The sequence below is a fragment of the Nocardia sp. NPDC004582 genome, assembly GCF_053602115.1.
The window spans coordinates 19,636-46,317 of the sequence record NZ_JBSGCY010000040.1; the positions used below are offsets into that span (position 1 = coordinate 19,636).

At 70.0% G+C, this 26,682-nt stretch carries 29 protein-coding genes; 20 read left to right on the forward strand and 9 right to left on the reverse strand.

The features are described 5' to 3' along the window. The 5 genes from ACWELJ_RS14205 to ACWELJ_RS14225 all read right to left on the reverse strand — a co-directional run bounded on the left by ACWELJ_RS14205 (nt 1) and on the right by ACWELJ_RS14225 (nt 4,979). Nucleotides 1-1,008, reverse strand: a complete 1,008-nt coding sequence (locus ACWELJ_RS14205) for a zinc-dependent alcohol dehydrogenase family protein (protein ID WP_452366575.1) — start codon at nt 1,006-1,008, stop codon at nt 1-3. After that, nucleotides 1,005-1,457, reverse strand: coding sequence for a hypothetical protein (locus ACWELJ_RS14210; RefSeq protein ID WP_452366576.1), 453 nt, complete (start codon nt 1,455-1,457; stop codon nt 1,005-1,007). The genes ACWELJ_RS14205 and ACWELJ_RS14210 overlap by 4 nt, the downstream gene beginning before the upstream one ends. 46 nt (nt 1,458-1,503) lie before the next feature. After that, entirely contained in the window at nt 1,504-2,148 is a 645-nt protein-coding gene (locus ACWELJ_RS14215; protein ID WP_452366577.1) for a VOC family protein, read from the reverse strand. Nucleotides 2,149-2,286: 138 nt separating this feature from the next. Then, nucleotides 2,287-3,984 carry a SulP family inorganic anion transporter gene (locus tag ACWELJ_RS14220; RefSeq protein WP_452366578.1) on the reverse strand — a complete coding sequence of 566 codons (1,698 nt, stop codon included), beginning with the start codon at nt 3,982-3,984 and terminating at the stop codon, nt 2,287-2,289. Nucleotides 3,985-4,079: 95 nt separating this feature from the next. Next, nucleotides 4,080-4,979, reverse strand: coding sequence for a universal stress protein (locus ACWELJ_RS14225; protein WP_452366579.1), 900 nt, complete (start codon nt 4,977-4,979; stop codon nt 4,080-4,082). Between the two features lie 175 nt (nt 4,980-5,154). Between ACWELJ_RS14225 and ACWELJ_RS14230 the strand changes: the two genes are divergently transcribed. The 20 genes from ACWELJ_RS14230 (at nt 5,155) to ACWELJ_RS14325 (ending at nt 23,163) form a co-directional block, all read left to right on the forward strand. Next, the gene (locus ACWELJ_RS14230; RefSeq protein ID WP_452366580.1) at nt 5,155-6,243 is read left to right on the forward strand and encodes a HoxN/HupN/NixA family nickel/cobalt transporter; all 1,089 of its coding nucleotides are present in this window, start codon (nt 5,155-5,157) and stop codon (nt 6,241-6,243) included. Between the two features lie 35 nt (nt 6,244-6,278). Continuing rightward, nucleotides 6,279-6,653 (forward strand): hydrogenase maturation nickel metallochaperone HypA/HybF, encoded by a 375-nt coding sequence (locus ACWELJ_RS14235; RefSeq protein ID WP_452366581.1) that lies wholly within the window; start codon nt 6,279-6,281, stop codon nt 6,651-6,653. After that, nucleotides 6,611-7,459: a hydrogenase nickel incorporation protein HypB gene (hypB, locus tag ACWELJ_RS14240; protein WP_452366582.1), complete on the forward strand. Its 849-nt coding sequence runs from the start codon at nt 6,611-6,613 to the stop codon at nt 7,457-7,459. Before ACWELJ_RS14235 ends, hypB begins: the two co-directional genes overlap by 43 nt. A gap of 88 nt (nt 7,460-7,547) precedes the next feature. After that, on the forward strand, nt 7,548-8,603 hold the full coding sequence (locus ACWELJ_RS14245; protein WP_452366583.1) for an NADH-quinone oxidoreductase subunit B family protein: 1,056 nt from the start codon (nt 7,548-7,550) through the stop codon (nt 8,601-8,603). A 10-nt stretch (nt 8,604-8,613) separates the two neighbouring features. Then, nucleotides 8,614-10,410: a nickel-dependent hydrogenase large subunit gene (locus tag ACWELJ_RS14250; protein WP_452366584.1), complete on the forward strand. Its 1,797-nt coding sequence runs from the start codon at nt 8,614-8,616 to the stop codon at nt 10,408-10,410. Between the two features lie 30 nt (nt 10,411-10,440). Then, entirely contained in the window at nt 10,441-11,340 is a 900-nt protein-coding gene (locus ACWELJ_RS14255) for a NifU family protein (protein WP_452366585.1), read from the forward strand. After that, nucleotides 11,337-11,981, forward strand: coding sequence for a DUF5947 family protein (locus ACWELJ_RS14260; protein ID WP_452366586.1), 645 nt, complete (start codon nt 11,337-11,339; stop codon nt 11,979-11,981). Before ACWELJ_RS14255 ends, ACWELJ_RS14260 begins: the two co-directional genes overlap by 4 nt. Further along, nucleotides 11,978-12,628 (forward strand): DUF6084 family protein, encoded by a 651-nt coding sequence (locus ACWELJ_RS14265; protein WP_452366587.1) that lies wholly within the window; start codon nt 11,978-11,980, stop codon nt 12,626-12,628. Before ACWELJ_RS14260 ends, ACWELJ_RS14265 begins: the two co-directional genes overlap by 4 nt. Continuing rightward, on the forward strand, nt 12,625-14,010 hold the full coding sequence (locus ACWELJ_RS14270; protein WP_452366588.1) for a hypothetical protein: 1,386 nt from the start codon (nt 12,625-12,627) through the stop codon (nt 14,008-14,010). The genes ACWELJ_RS14265 and ACWELJ_RS14270 overlap by 4 nt, the downstream gene beginning before the upstream one ends. After that, a complete protein-coding gene (locus tag ACWELJ_RS14275) occupies nt 13,998-14,117 on the forward strand; it encodes a DUF6893 family small protein (RefSeq protein WP_379277310.1) in 120 nt (39 codons plus the stop codon). The genes ACWELJ_RS14270 and ACWELJ_RS14275 overlap by 13 nt, the downstream gene beginning before the upstream one ends. Nucleotides 14,118-14,121: 4 nt before the next feature. Beyond that, complete coding sequence (locus tag ACWELJ_RS14280) at nt 14,122-14,598, forward strand: hydrogenase maturation protease (RefSeq protein ID WP_452366589.1); 477 nt, start codon at nt 14,122-14,124, stop codon at nt 14,596-14,598. Nucleotides 14,599-14,601: 3 nt separating this feature from the next. Next, complete coding sequence (locus ACWELJ_RS14285; RefSeq protein WP_452366590.1) at nt 14,602-14,844, forward strand: HypC/HybG/HupF family hydrogenase formation chaperone; 243 nt, start codon at nt 14,602-14,604, stop codon at nt 14,842-14,844. Continuing rightward, nucleotides 14,841-17,141, forward strand: a complete 2,301-nt coding sequence (gene hypF, locus ACWELJ_RS14290) for a carbamoyltransferase HypF (RefSeq protein ID WP_452366591.1) — start codon at nt 14,841-14,843, stop codon at nt 17,139-17,141. Before ACWELJ_RS14285 ends, hypF begins: the two co-directional genes overlap by 4 nt. 17 nt (nt 17,142-17,158) lie before the next feature. Beyond that, nucleotides 17,159-17,482, forward strand: a complete 324-nt coding sequence (locus ACWELJ_RS14295) for a HypC/HybG/HupF family hydrogenase formation chaperone (protein WP_452366592.1) — start codon at nt 17,159-17,161, stop codon at nt 17,480-17,482. Beyond that, nucleotides 17,479-18,591 carry a hydrogenase formation protein HypD gene (gene hypD / locus ACWELJ_RS14300; RefSeq protein WP_452366593.1) on the forward strand — a complete coding sequence of 371 codons (1,113 nt, stop codon included), beginning with the start codon at nt 17,479-17,481 and terminating at the stop codon, nt 18,589-18,591. The genes ACWELJ_RS14295 and hypD overlap by 4 nt, the downstream gene beginning before the upstream one ends. Next, nucleotides 18,584-19,663 carry a hydrogenase expression/formation protein HypE gene (gene hypE / locus ACWELJ_RS14305; protein ID WP_452366594.1) on the forward strand — a complete coding sequence of 360 codons (1,080 nt, stop codon included), beginning with the start codon at nt 18,584-18,586 and terminating at the stop codon, nt 19,661-19,663. Before hypD ends, hypE begins: the two co-directional genes overlap by 8 nt. 84 nt (nt 19,664-19,747) lie before the next feature. Beyond that, on the forward strand, nt 19,748-20,458 hold the full coding sequence (locus ACWELJ_RS14310; protein ID WP_452366595.1) for a DUF6390 family protein: 711 nt from the start codon (nt 19,748-19,750) through the stop codon (nt 20,456-20,458). A 63-nt stretch (nt 20,459-20,521) separates the two neighbouring features. Continuing rightward, complete coding sequence (locus tag ACWELJ_RS14315; RefSeq protein WP_452366596.1) at nt 20,522-21,082, forward strand: CAP domain-containing protein; 561 nt, start codon at nt 20,522-20,524, stop codon at nt 21,080-21,082. A 57-nt stretch (nt 21,083-21,139) separates the two neighbouring features. Beyond that, the gene (locus tag ACWELJ_RS14320; protein ID WP_452366603.1) at nt 21,140-22,141 is read left to right on the forward strand and encodes a zinc-binding alcohol dehydrogenase family protein; all 1,002 of its coding nucleotides are present in this window, start codon (nt 21,140-21,142) and stop codon (nt 22,139-22,141) included. 29 nt (nt 22,142-22,170) lie between these two features. Further along, a complete protein-coding gene (locus tag ACWELJ_RS14325; protein WP_452366597.1) occupies nt 22,171-23,163 on the forward strand; it encodes a potassium channel family protein in 993 nt (330 codons plus the stop codon). 7 nt (nt 23,164-23,170) lie between these two features. On the opposite strand, the gene ACWELJ_RS14330 is transcribed toward ACWELJ_RS14325, so the two are convergent. The 4 genes from ACWELJ_RS14330 to ACWELJ_RS14345 all read right to left on the reverse strand — a co-directional run. Next, complete coding sequence (locus ACWELJ_RS14330) at nt 23,171-23,965, reverse strand: ABC transporter permease subunit (protein ID WP_452366598.1); 795 nt, start codon at nt 23,963-23,965, stop codon at nt 23,171-23,173. Then, nucleotides 23,965-24,897, reverse strand: coding sequence for an ABC transporter ATP-binding protein (locus tag ACWELJ_RS14335; protein WP_452366599.1), 933 nt, complete (start codon nt 24,895-24,897; stop codon nt 23,965-23,967). The genes ACWELJ_RS14330 and ACWELJ_RS14335 overlap by 1 nt, the downstream gene beginning before the upstream one ends. After that, nucleotides 24,894-25,808, reverse strand: coding sequence for a universal stress protein (locus ACWELJ_RS14340; protein WP_452366600.1), 915 nt, complete (start codon nt 25,806-25,808; stop codon nt 24,894-24,896). The genes ACWELJ_RS14335 and ACWELJ_RS14340 overlap by 4 nt, the downstream gene beginning before the upstream one ends. Before the next feature lie 115 nt (nt 25,809-25,923). Next, nucleotides 25,924-26,682 (reverse strand): flavodoxin domain-containing protein (locus ACWELJ_RS14345; protein ID WP_452366601.1); only part of this gene is annotated, 759 nt, incomplete at its 5' end.

The window sequence follows — 26,682 nt, forward strand, 5'->3', positions numbered from 1 at the left end:
TCAGGCCCGGGCCGTGGGGACGATGAGGACCTTGCCGTTACGCTCGGTCTGCTGGGCGTGCTGGATCGCCTTGGCGAACTCGTCGAGCGGGTAGGTCGCGGTGATCTCCGCGCCGATCACTCCGTCGCCGACCAAGCCGGCGAGCTCGGCGTACATCCGCTGGACCTGCTCGCGCGGCGCGTTCCGCAGCCAGCCCACGATGTAGACCGACCGCAGGGCGATACCCCTGTAGATCAGGTCCCCGAGCGGGATCGCGGGGGTCTGGCCGGTCGCCGACGCGAACGCCACGACCGTTCCGCCGTCAGCCACCGCGGGCACCAATCGGGCCACCTGGCCCGGGTCACCGGTGCCCTCGAAGAGCACTCGCAGACGCGCTCCCGCGAGCGCCTCGCCCATCCGGGCGGGCAGATCCTCGCCGTCGACCAGGACGATGTCGGCGCCCAGTGCCTTCACCTCGTCGACGACCGCGGGGCGGCGGACGACGGCCAGGGTGTTGAGCCCGGCCCGCTGGGCCAGCGGGATGAGGTAGTGGGCGACAGCCGAGTTGGCCAGGTCCAGGCCGATCCAGTCGCCGGGCCGCAGGTCGGCATACTCGTGCAGCAGCACGTAGGCCGTGGCCGGGTTGACGGCGAGCATCGCCAGTTGCCGCGGGTCCACGTCCTCGGGGACGGGCACCACGTTCGTCGCCGGCACGACCGTCCTGGTGGCCCAGGTGCCGAACCGGAAGGTCGGGATCATGATCACGCGCCGGCCGATCAGGGCCGGGTCGACGCCCGCCCCGGCCTCGACGACCCGGCCGACGCCTTCGGCGCCCATCGCCGCGGGCAGATCCGGGTAGACCCCGAACCAGCCCATGGCGAACAGCGTGTCGGCTCCGTTGACGGGCGCGGCTTCGATCTCGACCACGACCTCGCCGGCGCCAGCCGTGACGTTCTCCTCGGAGACGAGGGCGATGTTGTTCTCGAGATCCGTGCCCACCGCGGTCACGATCACCTTCTCGACGGTCATGACCGCACTTCCTGACGCTTCTCGATCGCGGACACCGAATTGCGGAACGCCTTGGTCAGCACGCTCCTGCCGACGGTGGCGAGCACCGCTCCGAGGAACCAGCCGCGCGGGTTCTTGCCCTCGCGCACCACGACGTAGTCGATGTCGGTGGTTCCGTTGGCGCGCCGGGCCAGGTCGTAGGTGTGCCCCGAGGCGCGGCCCCACGCGTTGGACGCGGTGGTGGTCGCCACCACGTGCAACGGGTTGCTCCAGTCGTACCGGAGCCGCTCCCAGACCCCGCCGGATCCTTCGGTGACATCGGCGTGCCGGGCGTCGCGGGAGTGGACCTGGAGGTAGCTGCCGTCACTGTTGCCGAACAGCGTCGAACGATCGGGACCGAAGTCGGTGAGGGCCGCCACGAATTGCTCGGGCGTCACGCGCGTGTTCGCGTGCATGCGGATGGTGGTCATCGTTGTTCTCCTTGCTGGATATCTCGGGTGAGGTGGGGGTGGTCCGCTACTCGGGCAGCGGATCGCCGTGGTGTTCGGCGACCATGTAGGCCGCGTACCACTCGGGCCAGGCCGCGTCGTATTCGCCGCCGTTGCGGGCCTCGTGCTCGCCGTGCGCGGCGGCCGCGCGCTTCAGTGCCTCGACCAGGTCGCCCGTCGTGGCGTACGAGGTCTCGGTGGCCTCGACGCGCCCGGCGATGCGGGTGGTGACCTCTTGGAGCAGGAAGACATTGCCGTCCGGGTCGGTGAAGGTCGCGAACGATCCGTAGCTCGCCCGTTCGTCCGCCGCTCCCGCCACGCGCCCGGCGCCCGACAGGGGCTGGAACTGCGCTCCCGGTGCGCCCGGATGGAAGACCTCGCTGATCTCCGCGCCCTGGGCCGCGAGCGCGTCCCGTGCCTGCTCGACGTCGGAGACCACCAGGTACAGGCCTTGCGCCGTGCCGGGCTCCGCGGTCGTGATGTCGGTGCCGAACTGGATCGACGTCGGCGAGCCCGGGGGCGTGAACTGCACGACCCGGAAGCCGTTGTCGAATTCGAAGTCGGCGTCCAGGCGCCAGCCCAGACCGTCGTAGAACTTCTTGGACCGGTCCACGTCGGCGACCGGGATGACTACCGCCTCGAGCTTCAGCGCCCGAACCCCTGTGGTGTTCATTGCCTGCACTCCTTGTTCTGTGGCCAGCGGTGTTTCTTGCATGTCCCAGAGTGCGATCGGACGCGCTGCGTCGAACCCGTGCCGAACCCTGGTCGGCACCCGGGCACAGCCCGCGGTACGGGTCCACGGGTGCGGCGGCTACTCCCCGTCGGCGGGTCGGCTCCGGTAGGCCGCCAGGGCGGTGGGGAGGGTGGGGAACAAGTGGTCGGGGCCGATGCGGTCGGTGAGGCCGGCGGCGTCGAGCGCGGTGCGCAGATCCTGCTTGACCCGTGCCATCGCGAAAACCATTCCCCGGGAATCCAATTCGGATCTGAGCTGTTCGACGGCGTCCAGGGCGGTCAGGTCGACCTCGACATTGGCCTCCGCGTTGAGGACGAACCAGCGGATCGGGGCGGTCGCCGCGGCGGTGTCGACCGCGGCCAGCGCGCGGTGGCGGAAGTCCTCGGCGTTGGCGAAGCACAGCGGGGCGTCGTAGCGGTAGACCAGCAGTCCGGGAACGGTTTCGGCTTCGGGATAGTCGTCGATGTCGTGCATGCCGGCCAGGCCGGGGACCAGGCCCTGGATGGCGTCGTGCGCGCGGGCCACGCGGCGCAGCAGGTCCAGGATGGACAGGCCCACCGCGATCAGGATGCCGTACAGCACGCCCGCGACCAGGACCGCGGCCGCGGTGCTCAGCGCGAGCACCAGCTCGCTGCGCCGGAATCGGGCCAGCCGCCGGAACTCGGGCAGGTCGATCAGCCGCAGGGCGGCGTAGATCACCAGCGCGCCCAGGGCCGCGGACGGGAACGCGGCCAGCACCGCGCGACCCCAGAACAGCACGCCGAGCACCGCGGCCAGGGCGGCTATCGCGTACAGCTGGGTGCGGGCGCCGGCGGCGTCGGCGATGGTGGTGCGGCTGCCGCTGCAGCTGACCGGAAAGCCTTGTGAGACACCGGTGGTCAGATTCGCCGCGCCCATGGCGAGCAGCTCCCGGTTCGCGTCGACGGTGTCGCCGTGGCGGGCCGCGAAGGCGCGCGCGATCAACACCATGTCGGAGAATCCCACCAGGGCGATGCCGACCGCGGGCAGCAGCAGCCGGCCCACGTCGGCGGCCGCGATGGGCGGCACGCTCGGCGCCGGCAGGCCCGACGGGATCGCGCCGACCACGCGAATTCCGTGTTCCCGCAACGAGAAGACCGCCACGACCGCCGTCGCGGCCAGCACCGCCACCAGCGGGCCGGGGATGCGCGCGCCCCATCGCGCCGACGCCAGCAATACCGCGAGGGTGACCGCGGCCAGCAGCACGGTCGGCCAGTGCACGTCGCCGCGATGCGACACCAGCGACCGCACCTGATCAGGAATGGACTCGCCTTCGACATCCACGCGGCTGACCCGGCCGAGCTGACCCACGATCATGATTCCCGCGGTCCCGGCCAGATAGCCGACCAGCACCGGTTTCGACAGCAGATCCGCCAGCACCCCCAGCCGGGCGATCGCGCCGACCGCACAGCAGGCTCCGACCACCAGGGCGAGCACCGCGGCCAAGACCGCGTAGCGCCCGGAATCCCCCGCGGCCAGCGGCGCCAGCGTGACCGCCGTCATGAGCGCGGTGGTCGACTCCGGTCCCACCGACAGCTGTCTGGACGTCCCCAGCACGACGTACACGGCCAGCGGCGCGAGCGTGGCCCACAACCCCACGATCGGAGCCAGCCCGGCGACGGTCGCGTATGCCATCACCTGGGGAATCAGATAGGCCGCCACCGTGATACCCGCCGTGACGTCCGAGCGCAGCCAGCCGCGCCGGTAGCCCCGGAACTGTCGGGTTCCGGGCAGCCACCGCGCCACGACGTCGCCCATCAGTGCACGCTACCTCCCGCCGTCACGGCATCGAGGCGCCGGAAACGACCACGCGGGAACCGAGCGTCGCGACCACGTCGACACCCGCGATCACGTCACGCGCCGCGCACGATGACGATCGGGCAGTCGACGCTGTGCAGCAGGGCGTTGCTGGTGGAGCCCAGCAGCATGCCGGTGAAGCCACCGCGGCCGTGGCTGCCGACGACCACCAGTTGGGTGTGCTCGGTCTCGTCGAGGATGGATCGAACCGGCCTGTCCTTCACCAGGATTCGCCGCACCTCGACGTCGGGGTAGCGTTCGGCGTATCCGGCCATCTCCTCGCCGAAGATCGCGTCCTCCTGCTCCTCCATCGTCTCCCAGCCGGAGATCGGCAGATAGGGCCCGGTGACGTCGCTCCAGGCGTGCACCGCGGTCAATCCGGTCTTGCGCAGTGACGCCTCCTCGAAGGCGAGCTCCAGCGCCGGGACGCTGTTCGAGGTGCCGTCGACGCCGACCAGCACCGGCTGCCGGGCCGAGACGGGGTCGGCCGCCGCGGTCGTGTGGATCACGGCCACCGGGCACTGCGCGTGGTGGGCCATCGCCGAGGTGACCGAGCCGAGCAGCCCGCGCCGGAACGCGCCGAGCCCGCGGCTGCCGAGCACCATCATCCGGGCATGCCGCGACAGCCCGATCAGGTGCGGGATGATCGGCTCCGGCGTGACCTCCGACGACATCGGGACGCCGTTGCCCGGCAGGGTCTCCGACGCGATCCGGGTCGCCTCACCCACGATCCGCTCGCCGTCCAATTCGAGCCCGGCGACCTCCTCGGCGCTGTGGACCGCGGTCGGCGGCGGACCGGCGGGCGCGCAGATCGAGGTCACGATGCGCAGCGGGCATCCGTGGCGCGCGGCGTCCAGCATCGCCCACACCACCGCCTGGTACGAGACGGCCGAACTGTCCACCGCGACTACTATCGCCGGATTCGGATCCGCTTGCGAGCCACTGTTCTCGGTCATGATGAACTCTCCCGTTTCCGTTGTTCGGTTGCGTCCCGCGGGTTCGCCTCCCGTTCCCCGCAGTACCCGCACCGGCACGTCCCAAGCCGTCACCGATCCGGTGGCGTCGAGTGGCCTTGCCGCGCTGGTCGGCGCGGGTCTACGGTCGAGGAACCCGGGGCGCAGGGAGTCAGCAGTGGCGTCGACAGTGCAGCGGTTCACCATCACCAGGCGGGAGTGGCTGCGCCTGGCGGGGATTCTCGCGGTGGTCGCCGGGTTGCATGTGATCGGCTGGGGGACGTTGATCGGGATCGTCGCACCACGGCACTTCAGTGTCGGCGATCGGACGCTCGGGTTCGGGGTCGGCCTCACCGCCTACGTGCTGGGGCTGCGGCACGCCTTCGATGCCGACCATATCGCCGCCATCGACAACACGACCCGAAAACTCATGCACGACGGGCAACGGCCGCTGTCGGCCGGGCTGTACTTCTCGCTCGGGCATTCCACCGTGGTGTTCGGGTTGGCGCTGCTGCTGTCGGCGGGGGTGCACGCGGTGGCCGGGCCGGTCGCCGATGATTCCTCCGCGCTGCACCATTACTCCGGGGTGGTCGGTGCCGCGGTGGCCGGCGGCTTCCTCTATCTCATCGCGATCATCAATCTCGTTGTGCTGGCCGGGATTCTCCGGGCGGTGTGCGGGCTGCGTTCGGACCGGTTCGACGAGGACGAGCTGGAGAACCGGCTCGCCGGGCGCGGTTTCGTGACCCGGCTGCTCGGCCCGGTGCTGAAGTCGATCTCCCGGCCGTGGCAGCTGTTCCCGATCGGGTTGTTGTTCGGGTTGGGCTTCGACACCGCCACCGAGGTCGCGCTGCTGGTGCTGGCCGGAACCAGCGCGGCGGCCGGGCTGCCCTGGTACGCCGTCCTGTGCCTGCCGGTGCTGTTCGCGGCGGGGATGAGCCTGCTCGACACCATCGACGGCACGTTCATGAACTTCGCCTACGGCTGGGCCTTCGCGCGGCCGGCCCGCAAGGTCTACTACGACCTGACCGTGACGGCGCTGTCGGTGGCGGTCGCCCTGATCGTGGGCACGGTCGAGCTGCTGAGCCTGCGCGGCGACCGCACCGGCCCGGGCGGGATCGATTCGCCGCTGCTCGGCTGCCTGATCATCGGCGTGTTCGTCGGCGCTTGGGTGGTGGGGCTGGCCGGTTGGCGCTTCGGCCGGATCGAGCAGCGGTGGGTCCGCGAGCCCGCGCGGGACAGCGCGCGAGGCCCCGAGGCCGGGGAGTAGCGTGGATCTTCTCCGGTCGTCGAATCGAGGCCCCCGTGCACGAGATGGCGATAACCTGCGGCATTGTCGAGGCGGTGTGTGAGCACGCGGCCGGTCGGCGCGTGTACGGCGTGACCGTCGAGGTCGGGGCGCTGTGCGCGGTGATCCCCGCCGCGATGGAGTTCTGTTTCGAGATCGCCGCTGAGGGAACCGTCGCCGAGGGCGCGCGGCTCGAGATCATCGTGATCGCGGGTAGTGCGTCGTGCCGATCCTGCGGCAGCCGATTCCCGGTCGCCGATCCGATCCTGTTGTGTCCCTGCGGCAGCGCCGACGTGGAAGTCATCGCGGGCCGCGAGCTGCGTATCCGGTCCCTGGAGGTGAGTCGGGAATGTGCGCCACCTGCGGCTGCGGCGATGACGGATCAGCCGTGATCACCGTTGTCCCCCACCATCATTCACACGAGCATGATCTTCCGCACCGGCACGACGGTGATGCCGGCGCTCACGAGCACGCCCACGGGTACGGGCCGGGCGAGCACGTTCACCTCGCACCGACCGAGACGATCACGCTCGAACAGAAGGTGCTGGCCAAGAACGACGCGCTGGCCGCTTCGGTGCGCCGCAGGCTGGCCGAGCAGGCCGTCGTGGCGATCAATCTGACCAGCTCCCCGGGCTCGGGCAAGACGACGCTGCTCGAGCGCACGCTGCGCGACCTCGCCGACGTCCCGATCGCGGTGATCGAGGGCGATCAGGAGACCATGCTCGACGGCGAGCGCATCCGCGCCACCGGCCGCCCGGTGGTCCAGGTCAACACCGGCGCGGGATGCCATCTCGACGCCGCGATGATGGACACCGCGCTCACGGCGCTGTCCCCCGCCCCCGGCACCCTGCTGTTCGTCGAGAACGTCGGAAACCTGGTCTGCCCGGCCCTTTTCGATCTGGGCGAGCGCGCGAAAGTCGTGGTCATCTCGGTGACCGAGGGCACCGACAAACCGTTGAAGTATCCGCACATGTTCGCGGCCGCGTCGCTCGTGCTGATCAACAAGATGGACCTGCTGCCCTATGTGGATTTCGATGTGGAGCGGTGCCGCGCGTACGCGAATTCCATCAATCCCGGTATCGAGGTGCTGACGGTGTCGGCGACCACCGGAATGGGCCTGGACGCGTGGTACGAATGGCTGTTCGATCAGACGTCCGCGCAGCTCAGCAGCCTTGAGGAAGGTCAACGGCGAGAATAGACTGACGTGATCAGGGTCACATTTCGACGGGGTTCGGTGCTGCACGCGAACCGCGCAGGTGGCCACCAGCTTCTGAAGGGCGGCATTCATGCCAACTGGCGAAGCAGTCAAAGCCGAAGAGACGCTGATTCATGTTTTGTGGATCAACGCAGGCCTCAGTTGTGACGGTGACTCGGTGGCGTTGACTGCCGCCACCCAACCCAGTGTCGAGGAAATCGCTCTCGGATCCCTTCCGGGATTGCCGAAGGTCGCCGTCCACTGGCCGTTGATCGATTTCGAATGTGGCCCTGCGGGGGGCGCCGATGACTTCCTGGAATGGTTCTTCAAGGCCGACCGCGGTGAAATCGAGCCGTTCGTGCTGGTCGTGGAGGGTTCCATTCCCAACGAGCAGCTGCACACCGAGGGCTATTGGTGCGGGTTCGGCAACGATCCCGACACCGGTCAGCCCATGACCACCAGCGAATGGCTGGATCGCTTGGCGCCCAAGGCGACCGCGGTCGTGGCGGTGGGCACCTGCGCCACCTACGGCGGCATCCACGCCATGGCGGGCAACCCGACCGGGGCCATGGGCGTCCCGGACTATCTGGGCTGGGACTGGAAGAGCAAGGCCGGCATCCCGATCGTGTGCGTGCCCGGCTGCCCGATCCAACCCGACAATCTCTCCGAGACGCTGACCTATCTGCTGTACATGGCGACCGGCCAGGCGCCGATGATTCCGCTCGACGAAGCCCTGCGCCCGAAATGGCTTTTCGGCGCCACCGTGCACGAGGGTTGCGACCGGGCCGGCTATTACGAGCAGGGCGATTTCGCACACGAATACGGCTCGCCCAAGTGCATCGTCAAACTCGGCTGCTGGGGTCCGGTCGTGAAATGCAATGTGCCCAAGCGTGGTTGGCTCAACGGCGTGGGCGGGTGCCCGAATGTCGGCGGTATCTGCATCGGCTGCACCATGCCCGGCTTCCCGGACAAGTTCATGCCGTTCATGGACGAACCGCCGGGCGGGAAGCTGTCCTCCGCCGCCTCCGGACTGTACGGATCGGTGATCCGCAGCCTGCGCCACATCACGGCGCGCACCGTGGACAAGGAGCCGCACTGGCGGCATCGGGGCACCGAGCTCGAGACGGGTGCGCGACGCACCTGGTAGGAGAATTCCGATGACTCAGATCATTCCGGAACCCTCGCATCGCCTCATCGAGCCCGATTCGCTCGTGGAAATGGCGTGGGATCCGATCACCCGCATCGTCGGCAGTCTGGGCATTTACACGAAAATCGATTTCGCGAATCGCGAAGTGGTCGAATGCCACAGCACGTCGTCGATCTTCCGCGGCTACTCCATCTTCATGCGTGGCAAGGATCCGCGCGACGCGCACTTCATCACCAGCCGCATCTGCGGCATCTGCGGTGACAATCACGCCACCTGCTCCTGCTACTGCCAGAACATGGCCTACGGCGTGCAGCCACCGCATCTCGGCGAGTGGATCGTCAATCTCGGCGAGGCCGCCGAATACATGTTCGACCACAATATCTTCCAGGAGAATCTGGTCGGCGTGGACTTCTGCGAGAAGATGGTCTCCGAGACCAATCCCGGCGTGCTCGCGCTGGCGGAGAAGACCGCCGCGCCGCACGCGGACGCGCACGGCTATCGCACGGTCGCCGACATCATGCGCGCGCTCAATCCCTTCACCGGCGAGTTCTATCGCGAGGCGCTGCAGGTCAGCCGGTATACGCGAGAGATGTTCTGCCTCATGGAGGGTCGCCACGTCCACCCGTCGACACTGTATCCGGGCGGCGTGGGCACCGTGGCCACGATCCAGCTGATGACCGACTACATGTCGCGGCTGATGCGCTACGTGGAGTTCATGAAGAAGGTCGTGCCCATGCACGACGACCTGTTCGACTTCTTCTACGAGGCCCTGCCCGGCTACGACCAGGTCGGGCTGCGGCGCACCCTGCTCGGCTGCTGGGGTTCCTTCCAGGACCCCGAGTTCTGCAACTTCGCCTACCGTGACATGGAGGACTGGGGACGGCACATGTTCGTCTCCCCCGGCATCGTGGTGGACGGCAAACTGATCACCACCTCGCTCGTCGACATCAACCTCGGCATCCGAATCCTCTTGGGGAGTTCGTATTACGACGACTGGACCGATCAGGAGATGTTCGTGACCCAGGATCCGCTGGGCAATCCGGTGGACCGGCGGCACCCGTGGAATCAGCACACCAACCCCAAACCGCAGAAACGCGATCTCGAGGACAAGTACAGCTGGGTGATGTCGCCGCGCTGGTTCGACGGCACCGACCATCTGGCCCTCGACACCGGCGGCGGACCGCTGGCCCGGCTGTGGGCCACCGCATTGGCCGGGCTGGTCGATATCGGCTATGTGAAGTCGACCGGCCACAGCGTGCAGATCAATCTGCCCAAGACCGCCTTGCGCGGGCCGGTCGAATTCGAGTGGAAGATACCGGCTTTCGGCTCGAACACCATCGAGCGGAACCGGGCCCGCACCTATTTCCAGGCCTACGCGGCGGCCTGCGCGCTGCATTTCGCCGAGCAGGCGCTCGTCGAGATCCGGGCGGGCCGCACCAAGACCTGGGAGGCGTTCGAGGTCCCCGACGAGGGCATCGGATGCGGATTCACCGAAGCGGTCCGCGGGGTGCTGTCGCATCACATGGTGATCCGCGACGGCAAGATCGCCAACTATCACCCGTACCCGCCGACGCCGTGGAACGCGAACCCGCGCGACAGCTTCGGCACGCCGGGCCCCTACGAGGACGCGGTCCAGGGCCAGCCGATCTTCGAGGAGAACGACCGGGAGCACTTCAAGGGGATCGACATCATGCGCACCGTGCGCAGTTTCGATCCGTGCCTGCCGTGCGGCGTGCACATGTATCTGGGCGGCGGCAGGTCACTGGACCTGCTGCACTCCCCCACCCAGACGCCCGTCACCCAGTGACGAGGACCTCGACCGTGAGGAGGGACATCGATGGGATGCGATCGTCCGGCGGCGCGCGACGACCATTGGCGGCACGCCGGCGACCGGATCGAAGACCTCCTCGACGCGAGCTCCGCGGGCGGGCCGATCGCCCGCGAGCGTGCCGAACAGCTCGTCGGTGAACTCGTCGAGCTGTACGGCGCGGGACTGCGACGGGTCGTCGACCTGATCGACGACGACACGGTGCACCGGCTGGCCGCGGACGAACTGGTGGCCAGCCTGCTGATCGTGCACGGGCTGCACCCCGACGACGTTCCCACCAGGGTGCGGTCCGCCCTCGACAGCGTCCGCCCCTACCTGGGTTCCCACGGCGGCGACGTCAGCCTGGTCGACGTCGAGGACGGCATTGTGCGGCTGGAGCTCTCGGGCAGCTGCCGCGGCTGCCCGTCGTCCTCGGTGACCCTGGAACTGGCGGTCGAGGAAGCCGTCCGTGCCGCGGCGCCGGAGATCGAGCGCATCGAAGTCGTTGCCGCGCAGACCGATTCGACCTCGGCGGTGATTCCGGCCGAGTCGCTGTTCACCCGGGTGCACGCCGCGCCCGCCGCCGACTGGGTCGCCGTGCCCGAGCTGGCGGAACTGAGTCCGGGCGAGGTCGCCGGCTACGAGGTCGCCGGTCAGGCCCTGCTGGTCTGCCGCGTCGGTGACAACCTGCTGGTGTACCGCGACACCTGCCCGGCGTGCGGCGGCTCGCTCACCGGCGCCCAGCTGCATCGGCGGCCCGGGCATCCGGTCGGCGACGCCGTGCTGCGCTGCCCGTCCTGCCGGGCGCACTACGACGCCGTGCACGCCGGGGACCGGCTCGACGGGGAAGGCCACCTGCGGCCCCTGCCGGTGCTGCTGCGCGACGGCGTGCCCACGGTGGCCGTGCCCGCGCTGGAGCCCACCGCATGAGCGCCTCCTTCTCGGTGCTGCGCCGACTCGCGAACCGGCCCGATCCCCGCCCGGCCGGCGAGCGTTGCGAGATGTGCGCCGAGCCGATCGGCGCACCGCACCGGCATGTGGTCGACGTCGAGAGCCGCCACCTGCAATGCGTCTGCGCCAGTTGCTATCTGCTGTTCACCGAGCCGGCCGCGGCACTGCGCTACCGCGCCGTCCCGGACCGGTATCTGGCGTTCGGGCAGACCGCGATCACGGCCGCCGAGTGGGACGCGCTCGAGATACCGGTGGGACTGGCGTTCCTGTTCGCGAACTCCGCCCAAGGCCGAACCGTCGCGTTCTATCCGGGCCCGGCCGGCGCGACCGAATCGGAGTTGCCGCCCGAGCACTGGCGGGACCTGCTGCGCAACCATCCCGAACTCGACGTGCTCGCCGACGATGTGGAAGCGCTGCTGATCCGTATGCCCGGCAGCCCAGGCCGCGAGAGCCCCGGCGACTGCCTGCTGCTGCCGATCGACGCCTGCTACGAGTTCGTGGGGCGAATGCGGTTGCTGTGGAAGGGGTTCGACGGCGGTGCGGAGGCCCGGCACTACATCGACGAGTTCTTCGCCGCCATGAACGCCCGCGCGCTCGCCCGAGGCGGTGGGCGGCAGTGAGCCCCGCCTACTCGATCACCTTCGCGGTGCTCGACATCAAGCCCGAGCCCTACGCCATCGGGCCGACGCTGTCGGCGCGCGTCGGGATCGCGGCGCTCGCCGAGGAACCGGTGCACGCCATCGCCTTGCGCGCCCAGGTCCGGATCGAACCCAATCGGCGCGCCTACACCGACGCCGAGGGCAGCGGCCTGCTCGACCTGTTCGGCACCCGCGACCGCTGGCACGACACCCAGCGAACGTTCCTGTGGATGCACACCACGACGACAGTGCCCGGCTTCACCGGCGGCGCCGAGGTCGACCTGCCGCTGCCGTGCACCTACGACCTCGAGGTGACCGGATCGAAGTACCTGCACGCGCTGCGGGACGGCACGGTGCCACTGTTGTTCCTGTTCAGCGGAACCGTGTTCTTCAAAGGCGCGTCGGGTTTCTCGGTGCAGCAGATCCCGTGGGACCGCGACGACCGCTTCGACATGCCCGTGTCCGTGTGGCGGCAGCTGATGGACACCCACTACCCCGACACCGGCTGGGTGCGGATGCGGCGCGAGACCGTCGACGCCCTCACCGCCTACAAATCCGGGCACGGCTTCCTCGACTACGACCAGGCCGTCACCGAACTGCTGTCCACCCCGTCCCGGGAGCCGTCGTGAACGGGCACGTGCCCGGCAGCGCCCGCGACCAGGCGCGCGCGGTCGCCGATGCCGTGCTGTACGAGGGCTACCTGCTGTACCCGTACCACGCGAATGCGCGAAAGAACCAGTCCCGCTGGCAATTCGGGGTCCTGGGGCCCGAGGGCGCGGCCGCGGCGGGCTTCGGCGAGGAGTCCGCACTCGCCGCGCAATTCCTGGTCGACGCGGGCCCCGCCGCGACCCTGCGCCTGACGGTCCGGTTCCTGCAACTGCAGCGCCGCGCCGTCGAGGACGCCACCGGGCGGACGGTGCCCGAACTACGGGCAGGCGCGCGAGTCTGGACCGGATGGGACGAAGCCGTCGAGCGGGAGATCGACTCGGGGCCGAGACCGCTGTCGGACACCACGTTCCGCATCGACGTCGACGGCGGGGTCGATATCGAGGACTTCGCCGACGACGACGGCACGCCCTTCGGCAGCCTCGTGCGCACCCGCCGATCCCTGACCGGCCTGGCCGAGACCGTTGTCGAGCGGGTCGGCCGGTATCAGCGGATCAGTGTCACCGTCCGCAATCTCGGTGTCCCCGCGATCGACAAGGACGATGCCGTCACCCGATCCTTCCTCGGCGCGCACGTGCTGTGCGAGTTGCGCGACGGCGTCTTCCTGTCGCTGATCGACCCGCCGGACGCGGCCGCCGACGCGGCCGAGGCCTGCACCCAGCGCCGCTGCTTTCCCGTGCTCGCGGGTCCCGAGGGCACCGCGGACCTGCTGCTGATCTCGCCGATCATCCTCTACGACCACCCCCGCATCGCCGAGCAGAGCGCGGGGCCGCTGTTCGATTCCACCGAGATCGACGAGATCCTGACCCTGCGTGTGCTCACTCTCACCGACGCGGAGAAGGATCAGGCGCGGGCCACCGATCCGCGCGCCGCCGAGCTGATCGACCGCTGCGAGGCCATGACACCGGAGAGCATGCGGGGGCTGCACGGACTGCTCCGCGACGACAGCCTGCCGCGCGAGGACGACCCGCGCATCGACACCGTACCGGGATCCTCGCGCGTCCTGCCGGCGCTCGACCCGGACATCCCGTGGTGGGATCCGCTGTCCGACACCGCCGTCGATCCCGACTCCGACACCGTGGTGATCGGGGGAACCCCGGTCGCCCGGGGCAGCCGGGTGCGGTTGCGTCCCTCCCGCCGCGCCGACGCGCAGGATCTGTTCTACGCGGGCCGCACCGCGCGCGTCGCCTCGGTGCACGAGGACGTCGACGGTCACCTCCACCTGGCGGTGGTCGTCGAGGACGATCCCGCCGCCGAACTGCATGAATGGTACGGCCGCTACCTGTATTTCGCGCCCGACGAAGTCGAGCCGATCGAGAAAGGAATCCCGCCATGGAAATCGTAGGTGTGATCGCCGTCGTGCTCGTGGCCCTGGCAGCGCTGCTGGTGGCAGCGGTCGGCATCCGGTCGATACCGGATGTGCGCCGATACTTGCGAATCCGGCACATGTAGCGGGGTGATTCCCACGACGCGCGTGCTGGTCGCCGGTATCGGCAATATCTTCCTCGGAGACGACGGGTTCGGCTCCGAGGTGGTGCGGCGCATGCCGGCGAGCACCGAACCCGATGTGCGCGTGACCGATTACGGCATCCGCGGCCTGCACCTGGCCTACGACCTGCTCGACGGCTGGGACGCGCTGGTGCTCGTCGACGCGCTGCCCGATCGCGGCACGCCGGGGCAGGTGGACGTGTTCCACGCCGATCCCGGGGGCGGCGCGAGCGGTCTCGACGCGCACGCCATGCATCCGGAGGCGGTCTTCGCCGTGGTGCGGGCGCTGGGCGGGACCGTTCCGCCCACGGTGATCGTGGGCTGCCAGATCGGTTCCGTCGCCGACGGCATCGGCCTGACCGAGCCCGTGGCCGCCGCGCTGGACCCCGCGGTGGCCGCCGTAGAATCCGTGGTGACCGCGTTGCGGCAGCCGCAGGAGGTGTGAGCGATGTGCCTGGGCATTCCCGGCCGCGTCGTCGGACCGGTCGAGGGCTATCACGGTCAGATCGCGCTGGTCGACGTCTCCGGTGAGCGGCGGACGGTGAATGTCGGCCTGCTCGAGGACGATCCGGCCGGGCCCGGCGACTGGGTGATCATCCACATGGGGTTCGCGGTCGAGAAGACCGACGAAGCCGGGGCCGCCGCCGCGCTGGCGGGGCTGCGTCTGCTCGGGTCGGGTGAGGAGCCGTGACCGGGGCCCGGGTCCGGCGGCGGATCATCGTGCGCGGCGTGGTGCAGGGCGTCGGGTTCCGGCCCTTCGTGTACACCACGGCGGCCGAACTGGCGCTGACCGGATCGGTGTGCAACGACAGTTCCGGGGTGATCATCGAGATCGAGGGTGCCACGGACGGGGTGGACGCCTTCGTCGCGCGCCTGCGCGAGCGCCCGCCGCCGCTGGCGGTCGTCGAGACCGTCGAGCAGACCGCGCTCCCGATCCGCGGCGGGACCGGATTCCACATCGCCGGCACCACCCGGGGCGACGGGCGCACCCTCGCGTCACCCGATGTCGCGATCTGCGCGGAATGCGCCGCCGAACTTCAGGATCCGGGCAACCGGCGCTACCGGCACCCGTTCATCACCTGCACCAACTGCGGTCCGCGGTTCACCATCATCGCCGCCCTGCCCTACGACCGGCCGCAGACCTCGATGGCCGGGTTCGCCATGTGCGAGACCTGCGCGCGTGAGTACGCCGATCCCGGCGACCGCCGCTTCCACGCGCAACCCATCGCCTGCAACGACTGCGGACCGACCCTGAGCTTCTCCGGCCCCGAGTCCGGGGATCCGGTGCGAGCGGCGCGAAACATGCTGCGCGACGCCGGGATTCTGGCGGTCAAGGGCATCGGTGGCTATCACCTGGCCTGCGATGCCGCCGACAGCGCCGCGGTGACGGAGTTGCGCCGCCGGAAACGCCGGGGCGACAAGCCTTTCGCGGTCATGGTGCCCGATTTGGCGACCGCCGCGGCCATCGCGGAGGTGGACGCGACCGCCGCCGCCCTGCTCACCGGCCCGGCCCGGCCCATCGTCCTGCTGCCCCGCCGGACATCCGCCGCCGCGGATCCCGGCGGGCCGCCGCTGCCCGTGGACGCGGTCGCGCCGCACAATCGCGATCTCGGGGTGATGGTCGCCTACACGCCGCTGCATCTGCTGTTGTTCGGGCTGCCCGGTGACGCGCCCGGCCCGCGCGTGCTGGTCATGACGTCGGGCAACCTCGGCGGAGAACCGATCTGCCACACGGACTCCGATGCCCGGGAACGGCTGTCCGGGCTCGCCGACGCCGTGCTGTCCCACAACCGGCCCATCCTGGTGCCGTGTGACGACTCGGTGGTCAAGGTGGTCGACGGGGTCGAGGTGCCGTTCCGGCGCTCGCGCGGCTACGCGCCGCTGCCGCTCGCCCTGCCGCTGCCCGCGGCGCCGACCCTGGCCGTGGGCGCGGACCTCAAGAACACCTGCGCCGTCGCCGACGGCCGCTACGCCTGGCTGAGCCAGCACATCGGCGATATGGACGACGTCGCGACCCTGCGCGCGTTCACCACCGCCGCAGGGCATCTGGAGAAGCTCACCGGCGTCGCCCCGCAGCAGCTCGCCGCCGACGCCCACCCCCGCTACCGGTCCACCGCCTGGGCCGCGGAGCACGCGGGCACCCGCCCGATCCGGCTGGTGCAGCACCATCACGCGCACCTGGCCGCCGTCATGGGCGAGCACGGCCTGGACGCGAGCGCGACCGTACTCGGATTCGCCTTCGACGGCACCGGGTACGGGCCCGACCGCGCCATCTGGGGCGGCGAGGTGCTCGCGGCGAGCTACAAGGGCTTCCGCCGCCTGGCGCACCTGCGTTACGTGCCGCTGGCCGGCGGCGACCTCAGCGTGCAACGGCCGTATCGAATGGCCTTGGCGCACTTGCGGTCCGCGCACCTGGACTGGTCACCGGATCTGCCGTGCGTGCGCGCCTGCCCGCCGCGCGAGCGGCAGGTGCTGGCGCATCAGCTCGACACCGGGCTCGGCTGCGTGCCGACCTCCAGCATGGGCCGGTTGTTCGATGCCGTCGCCTCGCTGTGCGGGGTGCGCCACGAGGTCGACTACGAGGCGCAGGCCGCCATCGAATGGGAGGGCCTGTCCCGCGACGCCGACCCGGGCGCGGTCGCCTACCGGTTCGTCCTGCCCGGCGACACCGGCGGCGAGGCGGACATCGATCCGGCGCCCGTGCTCGCCACGGTGATCGCCGACCTGCGCGGCGGGGTGCCCACCGGTGTCATCGGCGCGCGGTTCCACGCCGGCGTCGCGCACCTGGTCCTGGAGCTGGCCCGGCGCTACGGCGAACCGGAGCAGCCGATCGCCCTGTCCGGCGGCGTGTTCCAGAACGCGCTGCTGCTCACGACCGTACTGCGGCTGCTGCGCGAACACGGTTTCCACGTCCTCACCCACCATCGCGTGCCACCCAACGACGGTGGGATCGCGTTCGGCCAGTTACTCGCCGTCGCGGCGAGCTGAGCGGAAGGAGAACAGCGATGTGCCTGGCAGTCCCCGGCAAAGTGCTCAGCGTCCAGGAGCGGGATGGCACCCGGATGTCGGTGGTCGACTTCGGCGGCGTCCAGAAGGATGTCTGCCTGCAGTACATCCCGGACATCGCCGTCGGCGACTACGTGATCGTGCACGTCGGCTTCGCCATCCAGCGGCTCGACGAGGAGTCGGCCATGCAGACGCTCGCCGAGTTCGAACACCTCGGCGTGCTGAAAGAGGAGTTCGGCGACGGATTCGCGATCGCCGCAGCCCAGGCCGGAGTGGCCAACCCGGAGACCACCCCGACCGCCGATCCGGAGGTGAAACCATGAAATACCTCGACGAATTCAGTAATCCGGAACTGGCGAAGCTGCTGCTGGATCGGATCCGCTCCACCACCACCCGGCGCTGGTCGATCATGGAAGTCTGTGGCGGGCAGACGCATTCGATCATCCGGCACGGCATCGATCAGCTGCTGCCCGACCAGATCGAGATGATCCACGGCCCCGGCTGCCCGGTGTGCGTGACCCCGCTCGAGCTGATCGACAAGGCGCTGGCCATCGCCGCCCAGCCGAATGTCATCTTCTGCTCCTTCGGCGACATGCTGCGTGTGCCCGGCAGTTCCAAGGATCTGTTCCGGATCAAGAGCGAAGGCGGCGACGTCCGCGTCGTCTACTCACCGCTCGACGCCCTCGAACTCGCCCGCGCCAACCCCGACCGCCAGGTCGTGTTCTTCGGCATCGGGTTCGAGACCACCGCCCCGGCCAACGCCATGACCGTCTACCAGGCGCAACGCCTCGGCATACGCAACTTCTCGCTGCTCGTCTCGCACGTGCTGGTGCCCCCGGCGATCGCCGCCATCATGGAATCGCCGAGCTGCCGGGTCCAGGCGTTCCTCGCCGCCGGGCACGTGTGCACGGTGATGGGCACCGCCGAGTATCCGCCGCTGGCCGAGAAGTACCGGGTTCCGGTGGTGGTCACCGGATTCGAGCCGCTCGACATCCTCGAGGGCATCCGGCGCACCGTCGACCAACTCGAACACGGCCGCCACGAGGTGGACAACGCCTACCGGCGCGCGGTCACCGCCGAGGGCAACCCGGCCGCCAAGGCCATGCTCGCCGATGTCTTCGAGGTCACCGACCGCGGCTGGCGCGGCATCGGGGTGATCCCGCGGAGCGGCTGGCGGCTCTCGCCGCGCTACCGCGAGTTCGACGCCGAACACCGGTTCGCGGTCACCGATCTGCACACCGAGGAGTCGCCGATCTGCCGGTCGGGCGAGGTGCTGCAGGGCCTGATCAAACCGCACGAGTGCGCCGCCTTCGGCAAGCAGTGCACACCGCGTAATCCGCTCGGCGCCACCATGGTGTCCTCCGAGGGCGCCTGCGCGGCCTACTACCTGTACCGGCGGCTGGATCTGCCCGCGGAGGTGGCTCATGCCTGACATGGTCGAAGCGGGTTCCGGCGCGGTCGATTTCGAGAACTGGGTGTGCCCGATGCCGTTGCGGGACTCACCCAGCATCGTGATGGGGCACGGTGGCGGCGGCGCGATGTCGGGCGAGCTGATCGAGCATCTGTTCCTGCCCGCGTTCGGGGCGGCGGCGCAGGCCGGGCTCGGCGACTCGGCGGTGGTCAGCGTCGGCGAGACGCGGCTGGCGTTCAGCACCGACTCGTTCGTGGTGAAGCCGTTGACCTTTCCCGGCGGATCCATCGGCGATCTCGCCGTCAACGGCACGGTCAACGATCTGGCGATGTCGGGGGCGCGGCCACTGGTCCTGTCGACGGCGTTCATCCTCGAGGAGGGCACGCCGCTCGTACGGATCGCGGAAGTGGCCTCGGCGATGGGCACGGCGGCGCTCGGCGCCGGGGTCGCGCTCGTCACCGGCGACACCAAGGTCGTCGACGCCGGGCACGGGGACGGCATCTACGTCAATACCGCGGGCATCGGCGTGCTCGATCCCGGCGTCGACATCCGGCCCGAACTCGCCGCGCCCGGGGACGTGGTCATGGTCAGCGGGGAGATCGGATTGCACGGTGTCGCGGTACTATCGTGCCGCGAGGGACTCGAATTCGGGACCACCGTATGCAGTGACACCGCTCCCCTGCACGGTCTGGTCGCGGCGATGCTGGCTACCGGCGCGACCGTGCACACCCTGCGCGACCCGACCCGCGGCGGGCTGGCCGCCAGCCTGAACGAGATCGCGCGCGCCGCGGGCGTGGGAATCACACTGGACGAGAACACGATTCCGATCCCCGCCGGGGTCCGCGATGCCTGCGGGCTGCTCGGCCTGGATCCGCTGTACGTGGCCAACGAGGGCAAGCTGGTGGCGTTCGTGCCCGCCGCGGACGCCGATCGGGTGCTCGCCGCCCTGCGCGCCCATCCGCTCGGGGTGCGCGCCGCGATCATCGGCCGCTGCGTGGCCGAGCATCCCGGCATGGTGACCGCGCGCACCGCGCTCGGCGGCACTAGGGTCGTCGATCTACCTGCGGGAGAACAGCTTCCACGTATCTGCTGACCCCACACACGGAGGCCCGCCATCACCGTCCCCCGCCCGCGTTCCACCGAGACCCCGCCACCCGGCCCGGGGGCCGGGGAGAGGATGTTCGCGCGCTACGCCTACCCGCCCAACGCGCTGGGCTACTGCGGTCCACCCGATACGGCGGCGCTGTCCGAGGGGTCACCCGCGCTGATCCGCGCCGCCGCCCGGCGCTTCACCGGCGCCTGGCCCTACCTCCAGGTCATGTCCGCCATGACCGGCATCACCGACCCTCTCGACCTGCGCCTGGTCGAATCCTATTGGCACGGTGGAGGAATCGGCGCGACCCTCGATCCGGCAGCCTTCTGTACCGAACTGCTCGCCATCCTGGGTCCCGCCGCGGGCCGGTACTGGACCCACCTGACCCCGCAACTCGCCCCGGAGGCCGCCCCCAACCACTGCTTCCACGTCTTCGGCGTCTACCCGTGGAGCCGCCTGCTCGGCACGGCGGCAACCTCCACCGCCCTGGAAGTCCTCGACAAATGCCGCATCACCCCGGCTCGCGTCGTGGCCCGCGACGGCTCCCACGTCCGGCTGGAGGCCAGCCCGCTGACCTGGGACGGCCACCGCCTCGACCTGGGCCCACCCGGCACCCGCACCGCGACCCTCACCGCCGACGGCCGCCTGACGACCGACCCGCAACCCGGCGATCACGTCGCCCTGCACTGGGATCGGCTGACCGCGCTGCTGAACAGCACGCAAACCGCGAACCTGACCGACAGCACCCTCCGGCAGCTCGCCGCCACCAACCAGCGCCTCGACATCGGCGGATAGTGTGCCGGTGCCGCCGACCCTCATCGAACTTCCATGAGTGCCACGACACTTGGAGGATCAGTGGTGTATTTCAAGCGATCCGCCACCGTCATCACCTGCCTGCTGGTTGGGGCCGCGGCTTCCCCGGTCGCCGCCCTGTCGGACCCGCCCATATGGATCGGAACCGGCTCATCCCAGGGACCCGGCGTCGGCTCGGCGCAGCCGCCCGCTCCCGGTGGCGCTCCGTCCGATCCGCAGACCGATGCGGCGCGAACCGGTGTGCTGGACCTGGTGAACGCCGAACGCGCGCGGCAGGGCTGCGGCGGATTGCGCCCCGACGCGCGCCTGCAGAGCGCGGCTCAGGGCCATTCCGATGACATGGCCGCTCGCGTCTACTTCGATCATCGCGACCCCGACGGGAGGATGCCGAACCAGCGCGTCGAGGCCGCCGGCTACCTGTGGCGCACCGTCGGCGAGAACATCGCCCGGGGCCAGGCCGACGCCGCCGAGGTGATGGCCGACTGGATGGCGAGCCCCGGCCACCGCGCCAATATCCTCAACTGCGCCTACACCGATATCGGCATCGGAGTCCACTTCGGCACCGAGGGACCCTTGTGGACACAGAATTTCGCCGCCCCCCTCTGACCCAGCGTTCACACTGAAGGAACTCCGACCGACCTCGAAGGATGACCGATGGAAGCGATGCGCGCATGGGCCGTGACGAAACCCGGCCCGATCGACGGTGAGCCGTTGTCGGCGCGGCGCATCCCGGTGCCCGAGCCCGGTCCCGGCGAGCTGCGGGTGCGGGTGCTCGCCTGCGGGGTCTGCCGGACCGATCTACACGTGACCGAGGGCGACCTGGCCGTGCACCGGGCTGACGTGGTGCCCGGCCACGAGGTGGTCGGGGAGGTGACCGCGCTCGGCCCCGACACCGGGACCGAGTTCGCCGTCGGCGACCGGGTGGGCATCGCCTGGCTGCGGCACACCTGCGGCGAGTGCCGGTTCTGCCGGCGCGGTGACGAGAACCTGTGCCCACGTTCGCGATACACCGGATGGGACGCCGACGGCGGCTACGCCGAGTACGCGGTCGTTCCGGCCGCCTACGCGCTGCCGCTGCCCGCGGGCTACGCCGACACCGAGCTCGCTCCCCTGCTGTGCGCCGGGATCATCGGCTATCGGGCACTGCGGCGCGCCGCGCTCCCGCCGGGCGGGCGGCTGGGGATCTACGGGTTCGGCGGCAGCGCGCACCTGGCCGCGCAGGTGGCCCTCGCCGAAGGCGCGCAGGTGCACGTCATGACCCGCGACGTCGCCGCCCGGCGGCTCGCGCTGGAACTCGGCGCGGCGTCCGCGCAGGGGGCGGCGGAACCGCCTCCGGTACAACTGGATTCGGCGATCCTCTTCGCACCGGTCGGCGAGCTGGTGTTGCCCGCACTGGCGGCCCTCGATCGCGGGGGCGTGCTGTCGATCGCGGGCATCCACCTCTCCGACATCCCGCCGCTGAACTATCAACGGCATCTGTTCCAGGAGCGCGAGATTCGCTCGGTGACCGCGAACACCCGCGCGGATTCGCGCGAGTTCCTGGCCTTCGCGGGCACGCATCGGCTGGAGGTCTCCGTGCACCCGTACCCGCTCGCGGAAGCCGATCGCGCACTGCGGGATCTGGCGCACGGGCGGTTCGCGGGCGCGGCCGTGCTGGTGCCCTGAATCGGCGCGGATCCTGCCAGACTGCACGGGTGACACCGTTGCGCCGCGTCATTCGCGTCCTGTCGGCCTTCCTGCTGGTGACAGCCATCGGCACGGCGGGCTACCGGTTACTCGGATTCGGGTACCTCGACGCGCTGTATCAGACCGTCACCACGATCACGACGGTCGGTTTCCGCGAGATCCATCCGCTCAGCCCCCTCGGCCAGGTATTCACCATGGCGCTCATCCTGTTCGGCGTCGGCACCGTGTTCTATATGTTCGGTGTCCTGCTCGAGGCACTCATCGAAGGCCATGTACACCGACACCTGGAACGGCGGCGAATGAAGCACCGGATCGAGAAACTGCGCGGACACGTCATCGTGTGCGGCTGGGGCCGCGTCGGGCATTCCACGGCGCAATACCTCAGCGGTCTCGGCAAGGACATCGTGGTGGTGGATCGCGACCCGCAACGCCTGGAGAACCTCGAACTCCCGTATGTCCTGGGCGATGTCACCGACGACGCCGTGCTCGAGGCCGCCGGCATCCAGCACGCCCAGGCCCTCATCGCCGCCCTGGACAGCGACGCCGACAATGTCTACGTCACCCTGTCGAGTCGCGCGCTGCGCGCCGACCTGACCATCATCGCCCGCGCCCGCACCGAGAGCTCCAAATCCAAACTGCTGCGCGCCGGCGCCAACCGCGCGGTCAACCCGCAGCTGATCGGCGGCCGCCGCATGGCCGCCTTCGCCCTGCAACCCAATGTCGCCGAATTCCTCGACGTGGTCATGCACGACGAGAACCTCGAATTCCGCATCGAGGAGATCGAGATCGGCCCGGACTCGCCGCTGCTCGAACGCACCATCGCCGACGCGGCCCCGCGGCACACCTCCGGCGCCCTCGTCCTGGCCATCCGCACCGGCGACGGCCGCTTCCTCGCCAACCCCGACACCGACACCCGGCTGCGCTCCGGCACGATCCTCATCGCACTCGGAACGCAGCCGCAACTCGACACGATCCGCGGGGCCGCGGGCCGCACGCACTGAGCCCCGCTCACACCGCCGAGATGTCCCGGCGGCCGAAGACCGGCAATGCCACGGCCAGGAACGCGACGGCGACCACCATCAGCCACAGATACCCCAGGTGCAGGCCGGCACCCATCGGGCCGTCGGCGAGCGCCTGCTGGAAGGGCGACCACGGCCCCCAGGGCCGCACCGAGTCGACGATCTTCGACGCGGCGTAGAGGACGTACGCGCCCACCGCGGCGACACTCGCGCCCGCGAGGGCGATCCGGCGCCGGCCGGTGGCCGCGCCGATCGACAGGGCCAGTCCGCCGAAGGGCGCGGCCAGCGCGATCATCGCCACCGAGCCGGTCGCCGCGGCGCCGAGCCCGACCCCCATGCCGAATACCGCGGAACAGGCGAGCACGGCCGCGAACAGCACGCTCCCGAGCACGATGAGTCCGGTCAGCAGGACCGCGCTCTGTTCGAGCAGCAGTCGCCTGGGCGTCACGCGCGTGATCAGCAGCACCTCCAGGGTGCCGGTCTCCTCCTCACCGGCGATCGCGCGGGCGCCGCGCGAGATCGCGAACACCAGGAAGAGGATGGGCAGCATCATGCTGTACAGCTCGGTATTGAGAAACCCCGCGCCGCTGGTGAATTCGTCGATCGCGAAGAGTCTGCGCAGGGATTCCGGATAGCTGTCGAGCATCTGCTTCAACCCGGCGATGTTCGAGATCGACGGCCACAGCGCCGATTCCAGCAGCACCAGGGCCACGATGCCGATGCTCCAGCCGATCAGCCCGCGGCGTTGGTCACGCAGAGACTTCAGATACACCGTGGCGAACATCAGCGATCCTGTCCGTAGTAGGTGAGGAAGACATCCTCGAGATCGGGTTCGTGACTGACGATGTCGGTCACGCCGTACGGCGCCACGAACTTCAGCAGCTCCGCCGTGGAGCCATCGACCTCGACGTGTAGCACACGATCGGCGCCGCCCTCGACCGACCGCACCCCGCCGACCGCACGCAGCAGGCCCGGATCCGGTGGCTCGGTGTCGAATTCGAGATCGATCCGGCGTAGCGACCGCGCGGTCAACTCGGCCACCGACGCCACCTCCACCAGCCGGCCGCTGCGCAGGATCGCGACCGTGTCGGCGACCGCCTGCACCTCCGAGAGCACGTGCGAGGACAGGAAGACCGTGCGCCCGGAGTCGCGGACCTCGCGCAGCATGGTCAGGAATTCCCGCTGGATCAGCGGGTCCAAGCCCTGGGTCGGCTCGTCGAGCACCAGCAGGTCCGGCTCGGTCATGAAGGCCTGCACGATGCCGACCTTCTGCCGGTTGCCGTGCGACATGGCGCCGATGCGCGCCGAGATGTCCAGGTCCATCCGCTCGACCAGCCGCCCCAGTACCGCGGGATCCACGCCGCCCCGCAGCCGGGCGAGGTAACTCAGATACTGCCGTGCCGTCAGGTCCTGGTAGGCGACGAACTGCCCTGGGAGATAACCGATGTGGCGCTGCGCGCGCGAGCGTTCGCGCACGACGTCGGCCCCGGCGACAGTGATCGAGCCGTGCGTCGGGCGCATCAGCCCCACCAGCATGCGGATGGTCGTCGTCTTGCCCGCGCCATTGGGGCCCAGATAGCCGAACACCACCCCGGGCGGCACCTCGAGACTCACCTCGGCCAGCGCCGGCGAACGCCCGTAGGACTTGGTCAGCTCCCGCATCACGATCATCGGTGGCGCCTGTCCGGCCCGGGCCGCACCCGCGGTCCCGCTCATCGGGGCGCCGACTGGGGTCGGACCACGAGCACCGGGCAGGTGGCGGTGTGTAGCAGGGCGGTGCTGACCGAACCCAGCACCATCGCGTCGAAACCGCCGCGACCGCGCGAGCCGACCACGAGAAGTTGTGCGCCGTCGGCGAATTCGAGCAGGGTGCGGACAGCGGTGTCACAACGGACATGCCGTTCGACGCGCACATCCGGGAATTGCTCGGCGAATCCGGCCAGGCTCTCGGCCAGCAGCGCGTCCTCCTGCTGGCGGATCGTCTCCCATCCGACCACCTCCAGATCGAAGCCGCTGGTGTCGCTCCAGGCGTGCACCGCGATCAGCGGGGCCTTGCGCAGCGACGCCTCCTCGAACGCCATCCGCACCGCGGGCAGGCTGTTCTCGCTGCCGTCCACCCCGACGACCACCGGCCGGTCCATGGCGGCGCTGATTCCGATGTCCGGTTCCCCGTGCACGATGGCCACCGGGCAATGGGCGCGACGCGCCAGCCCGGCGCTGACCGAGCCGAGGACGGCCCGCCGGATCGCACCGCGACCGCGGTTGCCCACCACCATCATCCGCGCCCGCGCGGACCGCTCGATCAGCGTCGGCAACACCAGCTCGTCGACTGTCTCGGCGGTGAGGGAGATGGTGTCCTCCGGCGCGACGTGGTGCGCGATCCGCGCGGCCTCGGCCAGCACGCGCCGCGCCTCGTCCCGCACCGCGGCGTGCTCGGCCATCCCGTGGGCGGTCCAGGGCTCACGGCTCGACTGGACGCCGTAGGCGACGACGATGTGCAGCGGCCACCCCCGCGACGCCGCTTCGGCGGCGGCCCAGGCGACCGCCTGGTAGGAGGTCTGGGAGCCGTCCGCCCCGACCACGATGGGTCGTGGGCTCGAGTCCGGTCGGGTCGCCGTATCCGGCATGATTCCTCCTGGTGGCGATGGTGTATCGAGCATCTCGCCGCCGCAGATCGGACCCCAGAGACCAACGTCACGACGAGTCGGGGCCCTCGGGCACCGATTCCGGGGCAACCCGGACTCAGCGACGCCGCGGCAGCTGCTGATCGGCGAGGTAGTTGCGGATGGTCGTCAGCGTCGCGCCCGCGCGCGAGGCCCGGACCGGCTCGGCGACCGGCGGGTTCGGTTGCGCCGCACCGGCATGCAGTGCGGCGGCCACATGGGTGGCCCAGGCGCCGATCGCGTCCCAGTCCCGCAGATCCGTGGCCGGGAGCACGTGCAGTGATGAGCCGGGCAGCGTGCGCATCCAGCGGTCGAGTCCGCGCAGCGCCGCGGGATCCCACCGGCCGCCGAAGAGTGCCTCGGAGAAGGGCGTGAGCCAGCGGTAGCGGTCGAGCAGCGCGTCCAACTGGGAACGGACCTCGGATTCGGGCTGCGCCGGCTCGATCCGGCCGGTCGCGAAGACGGCGACGTCGCGGCGAGCCAGCACCGGCCCGAACCGGTTCAGGAAGCGGCGGGCCGGGCGCGGCCAGCGGCCGTAGTAGAAGGGCGCGCCGAGTACGACGCCGCGATAGTCGTCGATGCCGCGCACGTCGCGCATGGCGGAGCAGTCGACCTCGAATCCCGACTCGCGGAGCGTGGCCGCGAGGAATTCGGCGATCTCCTGGGTCGCGCCGTAGCGGGTGGCGTAGGCGACCAGAATCCGGGCTTTCATGATGTCTTCCTTCGTGGTTCTCAGTGCGGGTACCTGCTTGACCAGGGTGGCGCGCGGGTCGTAGTTGCGGTAGACGCGGTGCCCGAAGCCCATGAGCTTCACGCCGTCTTCCTTGTTCTTGACCTT